The organism is Paenibacillus sp. UNC496MF, assembly GCF_900113915.1.
Classification (GTDB): Bacteria; Bacillota; Bacilli; order Paenibacillales; family Paenibacillaceae; genus Paenibacillus_Z; species Paenibacillus_Z artemisiicola.
On sequence record NZ_FORE01000004.1, the window covers coordinates 1,033,308 to 1,051,258 of the forward strand.

Here is a 17,951-nt window from a genome sequence, read left to right on the forward strand (position 1 = left end):
AATAAATGAAAATCGGGCATGATTAACGATATTAATAAGATTGATCACTAGCTCCTGTTACGAACTCGCCCGATGCGGGTTATTAAGGGAAAAGGAGCTGATGGACCATGAACGCATCTCACCATACGCCGCAAGATAACGTAACGACGATACGAATCCCCGGCCTCGGACGCGAATTGACGATCTTGCACGTAACCGATTGCCATTTGACGGAATACGACGAGCGGGAACCGGAAGAGATTCGGGATACAGCGAGAAGCCGGGCAGAAGCGTTCAGGACTCAGCTAGCCGGCGAGGGGACGGCGCTCGGAAGCTTCCGCCGCTTGATCGAACGGGCAAGCGAGCAGGGCGAAGGTGAACGCGCAGGGAAGATCGATTTTACCGTGTTTACCGGCGATATTATCGATTTTCCGTCGCAAGCCAACCTGGAGACGCTGCGCGATGCTTTCAGCCGGCTGCCATCTCCATATCTATACACGCTCGGCAATCATGACTGGACCTTTGGCGCAGCCTGTACGGACGAGGATCGCCAAGCAGCCTATCCCTTGTTCCGCGAATGGTCGTCGGCCGTGCCAGGCTGCGAAGTCAGGGAACTGGACGGCGTGAAGCTGATCGCCATCGACAACGGCAATTATCAAGTGACGCAGGAACAGTTCGACGCCGTGAGCGAAGCGGCCGCGACCGGACAGCCGTATTTGCTGTTCATGCATATTCCGTTGTACGTTCAGGGTCTGGTAAAGGACGTTGTAAAAAAATGGGGCGCTCCGATCATGATGGGCGCCGCCGGTTGGGATCCGGATGTCCGCGAAGCGTGGCAGGTTCGGCATCAGGACGATAGCACCGGCGCGTTTTGCCGTTGGCTGGGAAGCCCGGACAGCGGCGACATCAGGGGTATATTTTGCGGTCATGTGCATCTGGATCATATCGATGCATTCCGCGAAGGCCGTTACCAATATGTTACGGCGCCTGGGTATACGAACCAAAGCCGGCTGATCCGACTGATCCCGGAGTGACTGATTTATATCGAGAGTTGGAAAAAATATCGGCTAAGAATGAAAAAAGAATCGATGCAACATCGATTCTTTTTTCATTGATTAAATTAACAGATGTTACGTAAACAACAAAAGTACCCATCATAACTAATTACTTTTTCACAAAACCCGTATTTTATACACATGTCACTATATTCATTTAATCCCTTGGTACAGGTGTCTCTTTCTTGTTTATGTACTTTGTAACACCGACCGTGCTATGTTGATAAAAAGAATCGCTTCCGGTTCGTTCAATAGGCTTTTGGCGCTGTTCTGCATAATATTCGTTGTCAACAGCGCAATAAATTAAAACACTGCGCAAAATTTTAGCTTGAGTTGGAGCATCCGCCGATGAAAGAATACTGATGAATCTCTGTCTCGTTGTTCCCTTATGTTGCTTAGGGTCAATATCAAGACCGCAGTACATTGGATAAAATTCTTCATGGCTATTATAAGAAAAGCCAATAAGGTATCCACCTTCTACCCCAATATATCCATTAACAACCTTCATTACATCAATATTGGATAACAAGTCCGTCGCCCCGTTCAACTTTAATCAACACTAATTTATATAATTGTCTCTTTATAGAATGTAATTCTGGATCTCCTTTTCACCTATGAAATACAACTTCCCCACTTCCTACCAGCATTATTTCCTTAATTTCATTAGGTATTTTACCATACCCATCAAATACCATACAGGACTATTTACGACAAATAGGACAGTGGATACCTGCCCTAGAATTCGATGTATAGGTTGTGTCACAATCCATGCAATCAATATAGATTACTGGTGATTCAAGCCTTTAATGTAAAGCTAGATTACATAGTATTTTATACATATGTAATATGGTCGGCTGCCGTTCTGCAGCCGTCGTCGGCTCCGCCCCTGCATCCCCTCACGTTAACATTACTTACTTCCGAAACCCTTAGATTGAACGGTAAACTAAAAAGAAACCCGCCGTTTTGAAAAACGTGGGTTTCACTACAATTTGAGGAGCTGAAGCGCAGCTCCTTTCAACGTCTTCGACAAAAAGGGGTAATGGATTTTGTGAAGGTTCAATCAGCCTTCAACAAAGACAGAGTAGCAAATTGGAAGATTAATTGCTACTGGTGCGAAATGACAAGAATTCCTCATTGGCCCGACCCAGCATCGACTCCCAGCTTTCAAAGTCGGTCTCCCGGTCGACATGACGATCGAACAGCTCTTCGGGGATGTTGTCGATGTCTTCCAAGGTATTAACGTCAAAGTTTCCCTTGCGGAGAAACTCGTTGAAACATTTGAAGGAAGAATACCGGCTCATGAAGGTCTCATGAAATAACATTTCCATTGTCGTGTGATTCTGGACGCCTTCATTGGATTTCGCGCCTTGAAGTTCTTTCAGCAATTCATCAAAGGAAATCGGCTTGTTTCTTTTCTTCAGACTTATCACTCCTTAATCATTTTATCCTTCATGATACCATAGTTATTGATTTGTGTATTGTGCTGTGGTACACGACCTCAAGCTGAGAACGTAGTTAAACTGTAATCAATTTCAAAAAAGCTGCACTTAACACCGAGTTAAGTGCAGCTTTTTAATTAAAAGGGGATTCATGTTGATTAAACGTGGCAAACCGTTAGAAAATCTTTCACATGAAGAAACTGTAATCATCTAGAGCTGTACGCCAGTACTCCGAAGAATCATTATCAAACCAGTGAAGGTATCTCCCGTATCCTTCCTTTTCTAGATCTTCCTTCGGAATTGATTCAAGAACGACTTTGCATGCCTATCCTCCATTGGATATCTCTTGAAGCAGGCGGACCTATGACTACTGACTAGTCGATAGGCTTGTGCACATCTGCTAGCTGGGCCGCATTCATGCCATAGATCATCTGGAACACCTCAGGAGTTGTCTTTCTAAGGATATCGGACCCGAATTCGATCTGCGTGGCATTATTGTCGAAAACAGCGACAAAATGGGTGTTATCCATCGTCGCGGTTTGCCAGTGCCACCAGCCCATCGGGATATAAACCGTCTGAGCGGGCTTGACGCGGGAAGCCATCGAACGTCAAACTCGTTCATTGGGCGAAGCGGATCATACAGTTGGCTACGCAAGCCCCGGATGCGGAAGTGGAAGTCGCCTACGCTTCCGCGGGCGGGCATATGAAGACCGCGATCGTCATGATTCGGGCGGCGGGAGTGGGCAAGCATGAAGCCCGATTCGTCGCGGCGCGATCGACCTTGCGGAGCGAGACGGAGGATCGACCTGCATGTGCGAATAGACGGGAGAGTTCTTCTTGGCAGGCGATCATTCGGATGAAAGTGGAGTCACAATGACGAGGTGCGAGGCGGTTATTCGTTTAATCCGTTGATCTACCGTCACTCCGAAGCGCGATGGTATGATAGGCCCCCGGCCCCTCCATCGACCTGCTGCACCTCTTTGTCCGCAGCAAACGCTATGTTGGATATAGACATCAGACTAACAAGCAAGCCAAGGATCACCATGGCCATCGATCGTTGAGATTGGTTTAACATAAGCATCTCCTCCATTTTTTTGAGACGAAAGGAAATCAACCTTTCGAACAGAATTTGACTACCACCTCCGCCACGTATTTTGAACCTATTCTTACATTTTAATAGACCCGTTTCAATGTGCTAATGAGATGATTTTGCCGAGGATTATGTCTTTCAATCGATAGGCAATCAAGCACTTTTACTTATCATCAGGCTGATTAAATTGCAAGACTCCCCAGAGATTTCGTTCAGTATCATAAAATTTGAGGATCCACGCGAATCCATCGTTTTGATACAGTGCGCATTCGTCGAATCGTCGTCCGTTTGCCATAGCATAAGGAGCGGACGTTCCGGCAAAGTAAGGAATGCGATACGGTCTCCATCGCGGCTGCTTAGTCGAAACCCCAACCGATCGGTATACCATGAGATCGCCCGATCCATTTGCCTTACGGGAATTTGAACGTGTTCCAGTGATTCGAGCATGCATGTTCACCTCGCAATAATTGATTTAAGACATCCATAAATTCGACAGAACCAACGATTTTCCTTCCATTTCATTCCACTCCGATGCCCGGTCAATTAGGTAAAGCAGGACGGCCGTCACGTCGGCCGCGATCAGCATCGGCAGCAGCGTGCCCACGGCCTCCTTGGCGGAAAAAGCCTGCGACATCAGCATCGCGTTGAAGATGCCCAGCGTGGCGATGCCGGTTTTGGCGAAGCCGCAGCACAACGCGGCCGCAAGCACGATCAGCATCTGCAGTACGGTCAGTTCGGTCATCGTCCTCAAGAACCGATCCGCTTGAATTTGCGGACCTGCTCGGTGATCGCAATCTCCGTCGGAAGCCGTTCCACGCTTGAAGCGCCGAAGAAACCCGCGACGTTCTTGGTGCGGCTCAGCACGTAAGCCGCATCCTCCGGCTCGGAGATCGGGCCGCCGTGGCAGATGACGATGATGTCGGGATTGACGGCTTTGCCCGCATCGCAGATCCGCTGGACGACGTCCACGGATTCGTCCAGCGTGAGCGCCGTGGAAGCGCCGATGCTGCCCTTGGTCGTCAGCCCGACGTGGGCGACCAGCACGTCCGCGCCCGCGGCTGCCATCTTCCGCGCCTCTTCCTCGTTGAATACATACGGCGTCGTCAGCAGGTCCAGCTCGTGCGCCGTGCGGATCATCTCCACCTCGAGATCGTAGCCCATGCCCGTCTCCTCGAGATTCTGCCGGAACACCCCGTCGCAGAGGCCGACGGTGGGGAAATTTTGCACGCCGGCGAAGCCCATTTCCTTGAGCTGCTTCAGATAGACGTCCATGACGCGGAACGGGTCCGTCCCGCATACGCCCGCGAGAACGGGCGTGTTCTTAACGATCGGCAGCACCTCCGCCGCCATCTCGACGACGATTTTGTTGGCGTCGCCGTACGGCATCAGGCCGGCAAGCGAACCTCGGCCCGCCATCCGGTAGCGGCCGGAATTATAAATAATGATCAGATCGACGCCGCCCGCTTCCGCGCACTTGGCGGAGAGGCCCGTGCCCGCGCCGGCCCCGACGAGCGTCGCGCCATCCGCCAGCTGAGCCCTCAGCCGGCGGAGCGCTTCTGTTCTGGATATCGCCATGGTCTGCTCTCCTTTGTTATTCGCCGATCGTCTGCCGGTCCGGCGAGGAATACGCGATGATCATCCGGCATGGCTCCCAGCTCGTCACTCTGGCATTGTGCGGAACGCCGCGGGGAATCCGCAGCATCATGCCGGGCTTCAGGCGGAACGACTCGTCTCCGAGCGTATGATCGCATTCGCCGGAGAGGACGAAGATGACTTCCTCGCAGTTCGGATGATAGTGCCGGGTGTTCTCCTTGCCCGCATCGATGTACACCATGCCGAAGGTCATCTCCGCTTCGGGATCGATATCCTTGCCGCACAGCCACTGGATCTTGCCCCAGCCCATATCGAGCACCCTATGTGCCTCGTTCTCGTGAAGGTTCGTAATGGTCGCCATCTTGGTTCTCCTTTGCATGTTGGATTGTCTGCCCGAATTCGATTGGGTGCTTACTTGTTCTGCGCTGATACGCTTCGTTGATTTCCTTGGTGATCTGCACGTAGGTCGGGTCCTTCTGAATCGCGCCGATCAAGTTATCCCAGTCCTCGATCGTAGCCTTGCCCATGATGACCTGGGTCTTCATGTCGCTCATCTTCTTGGTGTAGTCCGCGCCCATCTTGATGTCCGTCTGCGAGACCAGTCGCGCCGGATATCGAGCCATAGCCGCCTGCTTCTCGCCCGGCTGCCCGGAAGCGCGGTCTGGTTCATCTTGACGGTCTGAGCGTTCATGCCTCCTACCTCCCGATCGCACGGTCATGACGCGCTTCCAAGCCGTCTCTCATAAAGGCCAGACATGCCTGCATCCCTTCCGCGATGCCGCCCCCGCTCTCTTCGTCGGCGGACACCCATCCGCTGTAGCGAATGTCGCCGATCGCCTTGAAGATGGGGGCGAAATCGATGGCGCCCTGGCCGAGCACCCGCCACTCGCCGCCGTCGAAGTCCTTCAGGTGGAAGTTGTCGATGAATGGCCCGAACGACGTAATGACCTCGGCTGCATCCGTGATGCCCGACTTCACCAGATGAGCGGTATCGACCGTCAGGCCGACCTCGCGCTCTTTGATGCGCTCGAAGAATACGTCGAAATCCTCGCGGTACATGACCGGCTGATCGTAATGATGATGCAGCGACAGGGCAATCCCCCGCTGCCTCGCCGACTTGCCGAGCTCCGAGAGAATGTCCGCGTAGCGCCGGATATCGGGGATCGTCACGTTTTTGCGGGAGACGCCGTGGCAGTATACGATCGTCCGGGTGCCGATCCGCTCGGCGAAAGCAAACAACTTCTCGAGTTGGCCCCGGCCGTCCTCGTCCAGCGTCCCGCCGGTGATCAGCGCCGAGCCGGCGCCGGGCAGCGAGCCCCACTTCTCTAAGAAGCGCTCCGGCTCGGCCATGTAGGACGCGTACTGCCCGTGCTTCAGCTGCAAACCGTCATAGCCGACGGACCGGTATGAGTTGAACAGCAGGTCGCGATCGTCATCGGTTGCGGTCGGCCGAGAGAAAGCGTACTTGATGCTCATACGGGCACACCGCGATCCAGCGTGATCGTCCGCCGCTGCTGTGCCGAACGGTAAGCGGCATCCAGAATCGCCACCGTCTTCAGATTGTCCCGCGCGCTGTTCGGCGCTTCGATCCCCGTCTCAAGCGAGGTCAACAGATGATTCAAGCCTTCGTACGTTGCGGTTTCGCGGGAGACGTCGTTGCTCCATGCCTTCTCCGGCGCCTTCTGCCCCGTGCGATACAGCTCGACGGAACGGTGGCCGCAGGCCAGCGTACCGGTCTCGCCGATGACAATCATCTCCGTGCGGTTATACGGGGACGAGAAGCTCTGCACATAGGTGGCGAACGCGCCGTTCCCGAATGCGACCTGCACGGTGGCATCCGTCTCGCCTGCGCATTCGATGGCCGAGGACGAGCTCATCAGGCTGGTCACCGATACCGCTTCCGAGCCGAGAATCTGACGGAACCCGTCGAACCAGTGGATGCCCATGACCGATAGCGCATGCCGCTCGCACTGCTGCCGCCAGCCGGCGTCCTGACGGAAGAACAGATTATTGAATATGATCTGCGTCACCCCGCCGATCCGTCCTTCGGCAACAATGCCTTTCACGACGTCGAAGGTGAAATGCCGACGAAAGTTCTGATTGACCGAGACCGGCACGTTCAATGCGGCCGCCTTCTCGGTAATGTCGACCGCGTCCTGCAGCGTATCGGAGAACGGCTTCTCGACGAAGAGCGGCAGACCGGCTTCCAACAGTGGGAACACCACTTGGGTGCGGATGGAAGTGGGCGTGGCCACGATGGCGGCATCGACGCCGCTCTCCCGGATGAAATCGTTCAGATTGGAAAAGCGCAGCGGGATGTTATACTGGTCCGCTTTGCGCGTCATCGCCTCCGCATTCGGATCGCAGATCGCCGCCACTTGGATTCGTTCGGGGTGTTCCTTATAACCTTCCAGATGAAGCTCGGTTACGCCGCCCGCGCCGATAAGACCTACTTTGTACTTCTTCATTATTCATGCCGCCTCCCGGATAAATGATCATAAGTACATGCCGTCTGCTCGTTCTTGGGTGATGTCTGCGGTGCATCCGATCCGTTCCCGCCTCGCCTTGCGTATGGGCCTACCGCGGCTGCCCGGACATCATGTCTAACAGCAGCTGCGCCACCCGGTCCGAGAATTCCGGATCGTTAATGTTGCAGGCCATCTCGTGGACCGGAATGCCGCTGCGGACATGCTGACGGATGGCATCGAAGCATGCGCGGTCGGCCTCCGAATCCCAGAACGGCCTACCCGGACTATCAAGCTGCGATACCCCGCCGATCGGAAGGACAAAGGCGACCGGTCCTGCGCTCGCATTCGCTTTCTCCGCCAATATGGCGCCGATCCGGGCGTTCTCCTCCGCGGTTGTCCGCATCAACGTAATGTTCGGATTCCACTCGTACAAATTCCGTCCCGCATAGCGGTCCGGCACGGTATCGCGGGCATGGAAGTTGACCATGTCGACGCAGCCCGGCACGATGACCTGAGGAATGCCCCTTCTGCCCGCGGCGTCCCCTCTGTCCGGTCCAGCCGCGAATACGCCGCCGGCGATCTCGTCGGCCCATTCGGTCGTCGTAATGTCGAGGACGGCGCCGATATAACCGCCGTCAATCAGACTTTCCATCGTCCGCCCGCCGACGCCGGTGCAGTGGAAGACGAGCACCTCGGTATCCTCCCGCTCCAGCCGCTCCCTCGCCCGTTCGACGCAGCTCGTCGTATTGCCGAACATGCTGGCCGCGATCAGCTTCCGGTCCTCCGCCGGCTCGATGTCCGCCAAGGCCATGCCGCAGATCGCCCCGGCTGCCCGGGTAAAGATCTGGCGGCTGATCCGGTTAATGCCCGCAACATCGACAACGGCCGGCATCATGACGATGTCCTTCATGCCGACGTAGCCGCGAGTGTCGCCGGCGGCGACGGTCGAGACGATCAGCTTGGGGAAGCCGACGGGAAGCGCGCGCATCGCGCTGCTCGCCACGGCCGTCCCGGCTGTTCCTCCCATCCCGATCAGCCCCTGGATGTCGCCCCGCAGCACCGACTCGCGCACGAGCTTGGTTACTCCCTCCGCCATCGCCGCCATCGCCTTGCCCCTGTCGGCCTGGGCGACGAGCTCGGCCAGAACGGCGCCGCCGGCCTCCGCGATCGCCTTGCGGCTCACGTCGGGCCGAAGCATCGGCTCGCCCATCACGCCGGTGTCAAAGACCAGGACGCCGAACCCTTTACGCTCGATCTCCCGCTTCAGAAAAGCAAACTCCGTCCCCTTCGTGTCCATGGCGCCGATCATTCCGATTGTCCGCTGCAAAAGAACCCTCCTTCCGGTTGGGAATGCCAGATGAAGCTTTATCAACTAAGTATAAATAGAGTTATTATCGCTAAATTATATTCAACTTAGTTGAATTATAATTATCCTACAATATCCATTTCGTTCCTGCAACCGCTTTCTAATCTGAATAAAAATCCTTCAGGTTCGATTTCAGCCGGATAACCGCTTGATTTGTTCGCTTTATATATGAATTCGTCCTTTTTTTGCAAATTCAACTTAGTTGAGTTATATTATACTTATTAACTTTTCTCGGTTAATAGAAAGAGGGGAATTATGGATCTGGACCTAGGCAAACGAATTCGGCTGATACGCAAAGAACAGAAGAGAACTCAGGAAGAGATTGCGAAGATATGTGGATTCACCAAGAGCATGCTCTCCAAAATCGAGAGCGGCGGGGCGATGCCGGCAGTCTCGACGTTGATGAAAATCGCGGACGCCCTCGGCGTCAAAGTATCGGATCTGCTCGAGGAGCAGTCCAGCAACGACACCGTCATGGTCTCGGCGAGTCAGTACGAGGATATATCCAAGTGGATCAAGACGAACAAAGGCTATTCGTTCTTCGCTTTCGCGTCCACGCGGCACAGCAAGATGATGCAGCCGTATATTTTCGTCGCGCGCCGCGGCGAGATAAACGAGCATACCTTCTCCCACAGCGGCGAGGAATTTATCTACGTCATCTCCGGAAAGATGCGATATAAGGTCGGAAACACGGACTACGAGATGAGCGCAGGCGATAGCCTCTACTTTAATTCCCTCCAGGAACATACCGTCGTCCCGCTCTCGGACGAGGTCAAATATTTGGCGGTATTTACCGAGCACCAATCCAAGCCGGGCGACGATCCATCCTGATCGTCCGCTCGCCGCCCGCCCGGCAGTTGAGCCGGCATACGGCATGGTTAGTCAAAGTACCTGCCCGATACGTGATACGGAATGGATTGAAGCGGGATTGTCGCGGCATTTAATGAGATAATGTTCTTGTCACCCGACAGTCGGATGACCAATAACATTATCCCATTTCAGATAAACGAAAACCCAACGCAATTGCATTGGGTTTCAAGCAATGTATTGCCGCGGTTTTCTTATTGGATAATAATATCCCCCTCAGCCATTACAGTTCTTTGCGCAACCTGCCCGTTAGCGCAACGACGGCAGCCGATAGTACTATGGCCGGCTGCCGTCGTGCATCATTGAGCTATTGTGTCCCAGAATCTCCATCAACAACACCCCGTCTAAAAGCACGCGCTCATCTATCCAGGCCCTGTACCAGCGCGAGCTTCTGACCTTCACCCCATTCATGATGAGGTCGTGGTTGTGCATGTCGAGGCAATAGGCGCTTGTCTATCTGAGAGACTCGCAGATAGACAAGCTCCACCAGTTCGCCAGGCAGACGACTCTGCATGACATAGCCATACACGCTACCGAGTGCCTTGGCCCCGTTGGGAGCGATCTTTGGTTCTAGTTGAGCCTTGGGCTCATCGTTCTGTTCCTTTCAATCTCATTCGACGGGAATGGTGAGTGGCTTGTCGTCGGAGTCGACAACGAAAACCGCTAGCAACTTTGCCGGCTTGGTCTTGCTCGCGTTGCGGCTGATTGGGTGGTTCGCGTTCGGCGGTTCGGTCCAAAACTCGCCGGTCTTGTAGACGCGGGTCTCGCCGTCGTTCACCTTCGACTCGATCTCACCCGAAAGCACGTAGGCGTAAATGAAGGCGGACTTAGCATGTCTGTGCGGATGGGCAGCCGCGCCTGGTGCATAGTCGACTTCGAGAACGTTGAGAGACTTGCCGGGGATGTTCGGAATCGCTTGATCGAATATAGGCGTGACTATAGACGGAACGTGTCCGCCCTGATCGGGAACCGATGTAGCAACTGCTTTAGTCTCATCCGCCATTGGAATCCTCGATTTTTCCATTTTTATTCCTCCATCTGTTTTTGTATTATTTTGTTACTATGAAATAGTCTATCCCAAAAAAAACTGGTAATCTAAAGCATGCCAAGCCTATCAACTCCCTTCCTCGTCTTTTCTTCCACCCCCAGTATAGTAGAGAAGCTTTATTTATTCGCTACAAAATATTAGCTCCTTGTAATAAAATATTGATTTGTTGAACTCGAAGATCAGCCAATAACGTCAGGAGGACGCAGTCTAAATTCACCTCTTTGGTTCGTGTAATCCGAATTCAATCGAGATTCGTACGTTACCGCCTATCGCGGCCATCAATCTCGGACATTACCAAGCTGTGTGATTGTCGCCGAGGTCACGGTCGTTAGCCGGCGCGCGCCTTCAAGCGCGAATTGCCGCGTCATGGCGATGACGTCTGTGTTCGCCGCGCCGTGCGCGACCATGGGCGGGGTCTCCCCCGCGATCATGCAATCTGCTCTAAGATGTCATGTTGCAGTTGGTTAACATGAGGCGCACCAAGAATTGAAATGCAGATCACCATAGACTACGAAAGCGACATTCGTTCTTGTTAACCGACACAGATTTAATCAGTCATACAGCCAAAAATAAAAAGCTGCATATCGAAGGTAAATGTCACATTGTTGCCATTCGGCTTTGTCATCCTCGTCAAACAATTCCGCTTACCGTATTTGTCGGGAATGTTATAAAGTTATTGTCATAGCACTTTGACAAGAACTTTATAACATAAAAACAAAAAGCCGCAATTTATGCGACTATGAATGTTACTATGTTCTTGTCACGTTGTCCAATTGCACCACTTGCACCAAAAATAGTGATATTCACATTTTTACCTCGATTAATTATATTTTGTCTTCTGTTATAAACTCTTCAACGCGATCTCTCTTGGAATACATGTCGTACCAAATATCAGCGATTTTATCCTGAACTCCTGAATTAGGTTGCATCCAAATTCCAATCGATAGATGACCAGCATAAATACCTTTGTCGGATAATTCGCTGTTCAAATTAAGATATAATTACGAAGTCCTGAAATTGCAATTCCGACATTACCCATCGTCGGTACTTGGTGGATTGCAGCGCCTCCAGTCGTAAATAATAGAGCACCGTTTGGCTTATCCAACATTTCCGCGGCTGAGGTTACCGATCAGTGTCGATTTGCCGGCCCGGGTAGGCCCGATGAGTACCGTCGTCAGGTTACGGAATTCCCGATCGTCAGAAAGATAAGCCAATTGTCCTTGGACTGTGAGGGATACCATGAGCGAAGAAAATAAGAAAGCCGTAGCGGCCGACGAGAGGGTTTATACCCTGCGTCGGCCTTTTACTTTTGATGGCGAGAAGGTCAAGACGCTTTTTCTCGATTTCGATAAACTGACCGGCGGAGACTTTCTATCGGCGGAACGACGCTTTTATCAAGATGGAGGCGTCGGGCCTGCCGATTCGGCCCGAAATTAAAATGACCGGAAACGAGTTCGCCTCCGGTCGTTTTTATATATGAAAGGTTATCTGAAACTGTGGGCACATTACTTCAGATTTGTAATCGCCTATGCTTCGAGTTGCCCTTAATCATGGTTATGAAGAGACAATGAAATAGCTCAATCGAGACTTCCCGCTGTTCAAAATGATGTGTACAAAATTGAGGAGCCAATTCATCAGGTTTCATTAAAGGATCAAGTACCCTTTTCCTTATAAAAAATAAGTTCAATCTTTCTTTGGATTCAAGAATAGTTGCCTTCAAGTGCCCAGCTGTTGCAAAACGGAATTGAAGATGGTTACAGATATTAAATTGTTTCCTCTAGACCAAGCTGTTGACCGACGGGAGCGCTATTCTGTGATACCTGTTTCCGTTTTAATGCAATTAATAACATACCTGCAATCGTCAAGACTCCCCCGAGTATCTGCGACATCTCCAAAGCATGCCCCAAGATAACCGAAATAATTGCTGTAAAGACAGGAATCAAATTCATCGTTATGCCGGCCTTGCTCGCACCTAGTATCTTAACTCCTTGATTCCAAAAAATAAACGAACCGACAGACGGAAACACCCCCATGTATAGTACCGCTACGATCCCCAAAGAAGTGATCTTGCCGGAGTGAATCGGATGTAAAAATAATAAAGGAATCATCAGAATAGCACCGACCAACGCAATCATCGCAACCAGTGTCACAGGCGGAATGCCTCTTGCTTTTTTTAGAAGCAATGAATAAGCAGCCCAACATAAGACAGCGAATAACATGATCGCATCGCCCTCGTTATACTGAGTGTGAAACAACTGTTGCAGGTTAGCTTTCGTTAACACAATCATAACCCCAATAAACGAGGAGATTAATCCAATGAACTGCAAGGTACTTACTTTTTCTCTCAGGAAAATCAACGAAAAGAGGACAATCAAGCCAGGTGCAAGGGTAGTAAATAGAGCGCTGTTGGTCGCAGATGTGAACTGCAATGAGGCATATGAGAGATAGGTGTAGAGCACAATGGATAAAATAGCTAGCAAAATGATCAACACCCAGTTATTCCTCCATATTTGACCCCATGAAGGCTTTTCAATAAATTGGGCAATGGGAATAAGAAAAATCAGTCCGACGACCCATCTTAGAAAGACTGTCCATTCAGCAGGGAATTCAGCAACAATCAATTTTCCAAAAATGATATTACCAGCCCAAAACAAATTAGCTCCGATCAAAAATGTCCAAGCCTTATATTTCACCATATTTCCACCTTCTCTTTTTTTTTAGGTTAATTTGTCGTTAGCTACACTATCTCTAAAATCGATCAATCAGAACGAGTGGTGCTGTCCGGTCACCCCCGCTCCAGATAGATATAAAATTCACGAAGAAAAGGTCGTAAACAAATCCCTTAATTCATGAAGAATAACATGCTGATAATCATTGCTAACTTGATAGAGCTCTCCGATCTCCCCATAGGTTTGGTTCAATTTCTCCTTGTAATCGGCTTCCTCCTTGTCAGGATTGTTCGTTTTAAAGCGATCCATCACAGCCTGGATATAAGCTGGGCGTGCTCCCCATCTGCCTAAAACATCTCCGGACGCATGCAAGAAAACCGCGATCGGCTGATTTCGCCCGCCATTTGTGAGAAAGAGATCCATGGTTTCCAGATGGACGAAATGCGTCGCTTTACCGCAGCTTTAACTTGATAGCATGATAATAATTCTAAAAAAATCGGAGTTCAGTAATATAGATGACAGATGCCGATTCTGTTGGATGTTAACCTTTAAACAAAGTATCAATAGTTGACTGGTATTCGAAGAAAAATACTGTACCGTATCCGTTTCGAAATCCGTTCATTTTTTCCTGAGTCGAAGAAAATTGTTCGGCAGGAACGAGTGCTTTTAGAATTTCGGTTGTAATATCCCATAACTTGTTATGTTCCTCACCTAAGAGCAGAAAATAACGCGAGTAGTTTGATTGTTAAACGCCGGTGGTCTATCTTTAACGGTTTCCTCGTTTCCGGGACAATTTCTGTCGAAGGATCTTGTACTGCTGGCCGTTTCGGTATTCACCCTCGGTGAATCGCTGAAGACGGCTCGCAGCACAACAATTCAATGAATCCGGACCCTACGGCAGCAAACAGGAGAAAAATAACGGATTCAATCGGTCTTCCGCGGCACTGAAAGCTGTCAAAGAGAGGATTGCAAGTATCGTTTGAACTATTGTTCCCCGTTAGCTCCACGTTTGAGCTCAAATCATTTTTCGAATAGGTTTATACTCTGAACATCATACTCCGTTTACGTATTTTGCTGGATTTCCGTAGAAAAACATCAAGCAAAAGGAAGGAACAACGAACCATGAGCTGCTGGCTGCTCCTTCCCTTACATTTTATTGAATATAAATATTACCACTCTCAATGCCAGCCCTATCTCGAATCGAAACGTACAATGCTCCTTGGCCATCGACTCCTGCATAGAACACTTCCTCGATGCTCTGTATTCCTTGCTCACGGAGCTTCTTTTGAAGCCAGCTATCGTTATATCCGGCATGGCGGAGGTTTTCAGTAATAATGTTACCGTCCTTGATCACATCGTTCATCATCCCCTTCTCCGGAGGCTTATGATTCAAATCGCCCAGAGTGAGTGGCATCTTGTCGGATTTAGGCAGGACGGATAGCTGTCCATCGGTCTCAAGTATGGCACAGTAGACATCGTCTGGATGAAATACATTTTTTTGGCGAAGAATTGTTAGCAGCTCATCAAGGGTCAACCTTGCTTTGCGCAACTGCTGGGAATCGATTTGCCCCTTGTATATGACCATTTTGGGCTTGGCATTTACGAAACCACGGAAACCTGGGGACTTCTGGATGAAGTAATCCAGCGTTAAGGTAAGTACGGTGAAAATGCCGAGTGCGACGACAGCCTTTTTCCACTCATTCGTTGGAATCGCTACTAGGGCTGTCAATGCGCCAATCGTAATAGCCGAAGCGAAATCAAAGAAATTGAACTGCGATAATACCTTGCGACCAAGGATTCGGCAAATCAGATGCAGATAAAGATAAGCCCCAACCGCCGATACGGCCGTCCACCACCATTCGATGTTCCTCACCTCTTTGATATGCTTGTTATGTCCAGCAATTATTGTAATCCGAATGTTCCAGATTATTCGTGTAGGTCAATGATCAGCGGAAGTCTATTTAGTTTTCATTTGTTGGATATTTAGCTTGCAAATGTGTTTCTTCATTCGTACATGACGAAGACCCACATAACGGAGGGCAACCACCATTTACGGAAGGCTAAACCGATAATTGCCGATCAAGGCGATGGTTTATTTCAAAACCCTCCTCAATTACATCGAGGAGGGTTTTTCAAAAGTGACTGGAGCTTTGATAAGCTTTCGAGATGAGATTTTGGTAGCCCATCTTTCTGTGTCAAACGGTGTTTACGCCGCTTCGAAATTAAAGGGTGATGATTTGGTAATCGTCCATTATCAATTTCGAAATGCTGAGGTGCCCTTCCACATCCGCGAATGTCGGGAGGCCGGCAGATTTGACATCCTCGGTGACACCGAATACGTTCGCGCAGAAATTGCAAACTCCGGCGATGAGTCCCAGCCCTTTCGCGGCTTTGTAAAGGGGATTGAACATGTGGGATGGATCCTCCAGCGTTTTGACCCAGGTCGTACCTTGGCCGTCGAAATAAATTTTCACATCGACATTGGCCTCGTGCAGCTCTTGTCCGTATAGCAGGGCATGAGACACTCTTCCCCCTTCATTCTCCGTGGCATGTACGATAATCGCTACTTTTTTCATGCTTGAACACTCCTTATTGTTTGTGATGGCAGCGAGATCGGCGCCGTCGTGCAAATCGGGGCATTTACCATTTCTCGTTCGAAAAATCCCTTCTGGCCGACGACGATCAGTGCCTCCGCACTCAGAAACAGCGTCACGAGCTTTGAATGCGGCCGGAGTATTTTGTTCTGACTCTCAGGCCTGCTTGATAGCCGCTTTCAATCGATCTTTCGGTTGCACCCCGACTAGTTGGTTCACGACTTGCCCGTTTTTGAATAGTAACAAGGTGGGGATACTCATGACGTTATACTTGGCTGCGGATTCCGGATTTTCGTCCACGTTGATTTTTATGATTTTGGCTTTATCGCCGATTTCGGTGGACAGTTCGTCCAGTACCGGAGCCATTATTTTACAAGGTCCGCACCAAGGCGCCCAGAAATCGACGAGCACAGTGCCCGTTTCGGTCTCATTTTGGAAAATAGCATCTGTTATCGGTTGAACTGACATGGCATTTGCCTCCTTTAGGAATGATTGATTGACTCGTTATTCGAAAATATTAAGCGTGCTGCTCGGACAAGAACCGTTCCGCATCCAGCGCGGCCATACAGCCGCTGCCTGCCGACGTAATGGCTTGGCGGTAAATCCGGTCCTGCACATCACCGCAGGCGAAAACGCCATGTATGGCGGTTTGGGATGTGCCCGCCATGACTTTCAGGTAACCGAGTTCATCGGTTGGAAGCTGCCCGCCCAAGAAGCCCGTATTCGGTGTGTGGCCGATCGCCAGGAATATCCCATCAGCTTCCAGCAGCTCTTCTTCGCCCGTTTCGTTATTACGCGCTTTCAGTCCGCTTACACCCATCGGACCCGCCGTTACTTCGAGCGGTGTCCGGTTCAGGCTCCAAGCGATCTTCTCGTTGCCGCGCGCGTGATCTTGCATGATTTTCGAAGCCTTCAGATCATTGCGGCGATGCACGATGCGAACTTCGGATGCGAAGCGGGTCAGGAATTGGGCCTCCTCCATCGCGGTATCTCCTCCGCCAATCACGATGATTCTCTTGTTGCGGAAGAAGAAGCCGTCGCAGGTCGCACAGGTACTGACACCTCTGCCGATATGCTCGGATTCGCCAGGAATGCCTAGCTTCTTGGCCGATGCGCCTGTCGAAATAATCAGCGAATCTGCCGTCAATTGACCTCCGTCCTCCAAGAACAGCGTGAACGGCCGCTTTGACATGTCCACTTCTGTCACTCGTCCCGGCTGAATCGTAGCGCCGAAGCGCAGCGCTTGCTTGCGCATGTTATCCATCAGCTCGGGACCCATTATCCCGTCTGGGAACCCAGGGAAGTTATCGACCTCGGTTGTTGTCGTCAATTGGCCACCGGGTTGAATTCCTTCAATGACAAGTGGAGCAACATTCGCTCTTGCCAGATAGATGGCCGCCGTTAGACCAGCCGGACCTGTACCGATAATAATCGCTTTGTAATTCATAGGAAGGCCTCCTCTTCTGTTACATCCATATCACGGAGCATTTAACTTGTTTGCAAAATTTGATGCAAACCTTATGAGGGTTTCCTCCAATGACCGATACGGTTATTCTAGATAAGGCTAATAAACTCATTTCCAAGCATCTCTGTTAATTTTCTCATTCCTATTTTATTTTACCAACCAACTCTTTTATTATCTGTAAACTAGATTACAATTGGGGAGCATGCCGGGAAGGTCGTCTGAATCCACATTGTCTCTGCGGCTCTTCCGGATCGCACATCTCAGCAGATCCATAAATACTCGCTTCATAATTTTGTCGGTTATATCAACACAAAGAGC

The 17,951-nt window shown here is 50.7% G+C and carries 20 protein-coding genes and 1 pseudogene; 3 read left to right on the forward strand and 18 right to left on the reverse strand.

Annotated elements, in window-relative coordinates; all coding sequences use genetic code 11:
- Positions 1-107 precede the first annotated feature (107 nt).
- Positions 108-1,013, forward strand: coding sequence for a metallophosphoesterase family protein (locus BMZ79_RS04640; protein WP_090636956.1), 906 nt, complete (start codon positions 108-110; stop codon positions 1,011-1,013).
- A 178-nt stretch (positions 1,014-1,191) separates the two neighbouring features.
- Here the strand turns inward: BMZ79_RS04640 and BMZ79_RS33530 are convergent, their stop codons facing one another.
- The 11 genes from BMZ79_RS33530 to BMZ79_RS04690 all read right to left on the reverse strand — a co-directional run bounded on the left by BMZ79_RS33530 (position 1,192) and on the right by BMZ79_RS04690 (position 8,951).
- Positions 1,192-1,581: a hypothetical protein gene (locus BMZ79_RS33530; RefSeq protein WP_218154650.1), complete on the reverse strand. Its 390-nt coding sequence runs from the start codon at positions 1,579-1,581 to the stop codon at positions 1,192-1,194.
- Positions 1,582-2,131: 550 nt separating this feature from the next.
- On the reverse strand, positions 2,132-2,419 hold the full coding sequence (locus BMZ79_RS04645) for a hypothetical protein (RefSeq protein WP_371263626.1): 288 nt from the start codon (positions 2,417-2,419) through the stop codon (positions 2,132-2,134).
- Positions 2,420-2,847: 428 nt separating this feature from the next.
- Positions 2,848-3,075 (reverse strand): cupin domain-containing protein, encoded by a 228-nt coding sequence (locus BMZ79_RS04650; RefSeq protein WP_090636958.1) that lies wholly within the window; start codon positions 3,073-3,075, stop codon positions 2,848-2,850.
- 641 nt (positions 3,076-3,716) lie between these two features.
- Positions 3,717-4,010, reverse strand: a complete 294-nt coding sequence (locus tag BMZ79_RS04655) for a VOC family protein (RefSeq protein WP_371263627.1) — start codon at positions 4,008-4,010, stop codon at positions 3,717-3,719.
- Between the two features lie 25 nt (positions 4,011-4,035).
- On the reverse strand, positions 4,036-4,305 hold the full coding sequence (locus tag BMZ79_RS04660; protein ID WP_090636960.1) for a hypothetical protein: 270 nt from the start codon (positions 4,303-4,305) through the stop codon (positions 4,036-4,038).
- A gap of 5 nt (positions 4,306-4,310) precedes the next feature.
- Positions 4,311-5,138, reverse strand: coding sequence for a phosphoenolpyruvate hydrolase family protein (locus tag BMZ79_RS04665; protein ID WP_090636961.1), 828 nt, complete (start codon positions 5,136-5,138; stop codon positions 4,311-4,313).
- A 16-nt stretch (positions 5,139-5,154) separates the two neighbouring features.
- Complete coding sequence (locus tag BMZ79_RS04670) at positions 5,155-5,517, reverse strand: cupin domain-containing protein (protein WP_090636963.1); 363 nt, start codon at positions 5,515-5,517, stop codon at positions 5,155-5,157.
- Entirely contained in the window at positions 5,477-5,779 is a 303-nt protein-coding gene (locus tag BMZ79_RS04675; protein WP_090636965.1) for a hypothetical protein, read from the reverse strand. The genes BMZ79_RS04670 and BMZ79_RS04675 overlap by 41 nt, the downstream gene beginning before the upstream one ends.
- Positions 5,780-5,852: 73 nt before the next feature.
- Positions 5,853-6,632, reverse strand: a complete 780-nt coding sequence (locus BMZ79_RS04680; protein ID WP_090636967.1) for a sugar phosphate isomerase/epimerase family protein — start codon at positions 6,630-6,632, stop codon at positions 5,853-5,855.
- Positions 6,629-7,624, reverse strand: coding sequence for a Gfo/Idh/MocA family protein (locus BMZ79_RS04685; protein ID WP_090636969.1), 996 nt, complete (start codon positions 7,622-7,624; stop codon positions 6,629-6,631). Before BMZ79_RS04685 ends, BMZ79_RS04680 begins: the two co-directional genes overlap by 4 nt.
- A gap of 109 nt (positions 7,625-7,733) precedes the next feature.
- Complete coding sequence (locus BMZ79_RS04690) at positions 7,734-8,951, reverse strand: Tm-1-like ATP-binding domain-containing protein (RefSeq protein WP_090636970.1); 1,218 nt, start codon at positions 8,949-8,951, stop codon at positions 7,734-7,736.
- A 294-nt stretch (positions 8,952-9,245) separates the two neighbouring features.
- Between BMZ79_RS04690 and BMZ79_RS04695 the strand changes: the two genes are divergently transcribed.
- Complete coding sequence (locus BMZ79_RS04695) at positions 9,246-9,821, forward strand: helix-turn-helix domain-containing protein (RefSeq protein ID WP_256252548.1); 576 nt, start codon at positions 9,246-9,248, stop codon at positions 9,819-9,821.
- A 646-nt stretch (positions 9,822-10,467) separates the two neighbouring features.
- Here the strand turns inward: BMZ79_RS04695 and BMZ79_RS04705 are convergent.
- The gene (locus BMZ79_RS04705) at positions 10,468-10,881 is read right to left on the reverse strand and encodes a cupin domain-containing protein (RefSeq protein ID WP_090636972.1); all 414 of its coding nucleotides are present in this window, start codon (positions 10,879-10,881) and stop codon (positions 10,468-10,470) included.
- A 1,263-nt stretch (positions 10,882-12,144) separates the two neighbouring features.
- Here BMZ79_RS04705 and BMZ79_RS04715 point away from each other — a divergent pair.
- The gene (locus tag BMZ79_RS04715) at positions 12,145-12,342 is read left to right on the forward strand and encodes a hypothetical protein (protein ID WP_090636974.1); all 198 of its coding nucleotides are present in this window, start codon (positions 12,145-12,147) and stop codon (positions 12,340-12,342) included.
- A 326-nt stretch (positions 12,343-12,668) separates the two neighbouring features.
- Here the strand turns inward: BMZ79_RS04715 and BMZ79_RS04720 are convergent, their stop codons facing one another.
- The 6 genes and pseudogenes from BMZ79_RS04720 to trxB all read right to left on the reverse strand — a co-directional run bounded on the left by BMZ79_RS04720 (position 12,669) and on the right by trxB (position 17,615).
- Positions 12,669-13,601: a DMT family transporter gene (locus tag BMZ79_RS04720; RefSeq protein WP_256252549.1), complete on the reverse strand. Its 933-nt coding sequence runs from the start codon at positions 13,599-13,601 to the stop codon at positions 12,669-12,671.
- Between the two features lie 117 nt (positions 13,602-13,718).
- Entirely contained in the window at positions 13,719-13,997 is a 279-nt protein-coding gene (locus tag BMZ79_RS04725) for a thioredoxin domain-containing protein (protein WP_090636976.1), read from the reverse strand.
- A 730-nt stretch (positions 13,998-14,727) separates the two neighbouring features.
- A complete protein-coding gene (locus BMZ79_RS04730) occupies positions 14,728-15,447 on the reverse strand; it encodes a YetF domain-containing protein (protein WP_090636978.1) in 720 nt (239 codons plus the stop codon).
- 349 nt (positions 15,448-15,796) lie between these two features.
- Positions 15,797-16,150 (reverse strand): DsrE family protein, encoded by a 354-nt coding sequence (locus BMZ79_RS04735; RefSeq protein WP_090636980.1) that lies wholly within the window; start codon positions 16,148-16,150, stop codon positions 15,797-15,799.
- Between the two features lie 174 nt (positions 16,151-16,324).
- Positions 16,325-16,639 (reverse strand): annotated as a pseudogene (gene trxA / locus BMZ79_RS04740) (thioredoxin); the annotation flags it as partial.
- A 46-nt stretch (positions 16,640-16,685) separates the two neighbouring features.
- Positions 16,686-17,615, reverse strand: coding sequence for a thioredoxin-disulfide reductase (gene trxB / locus BMZ79_RS04745; RefSeq protein ID WP_090636984.1), 930 nt, complete (start codon positions 17,613-17,615; stop codon positions 16,686-16,688).
- Positions 17,616-17,951 lie beyond the last annotated feature (336 nt).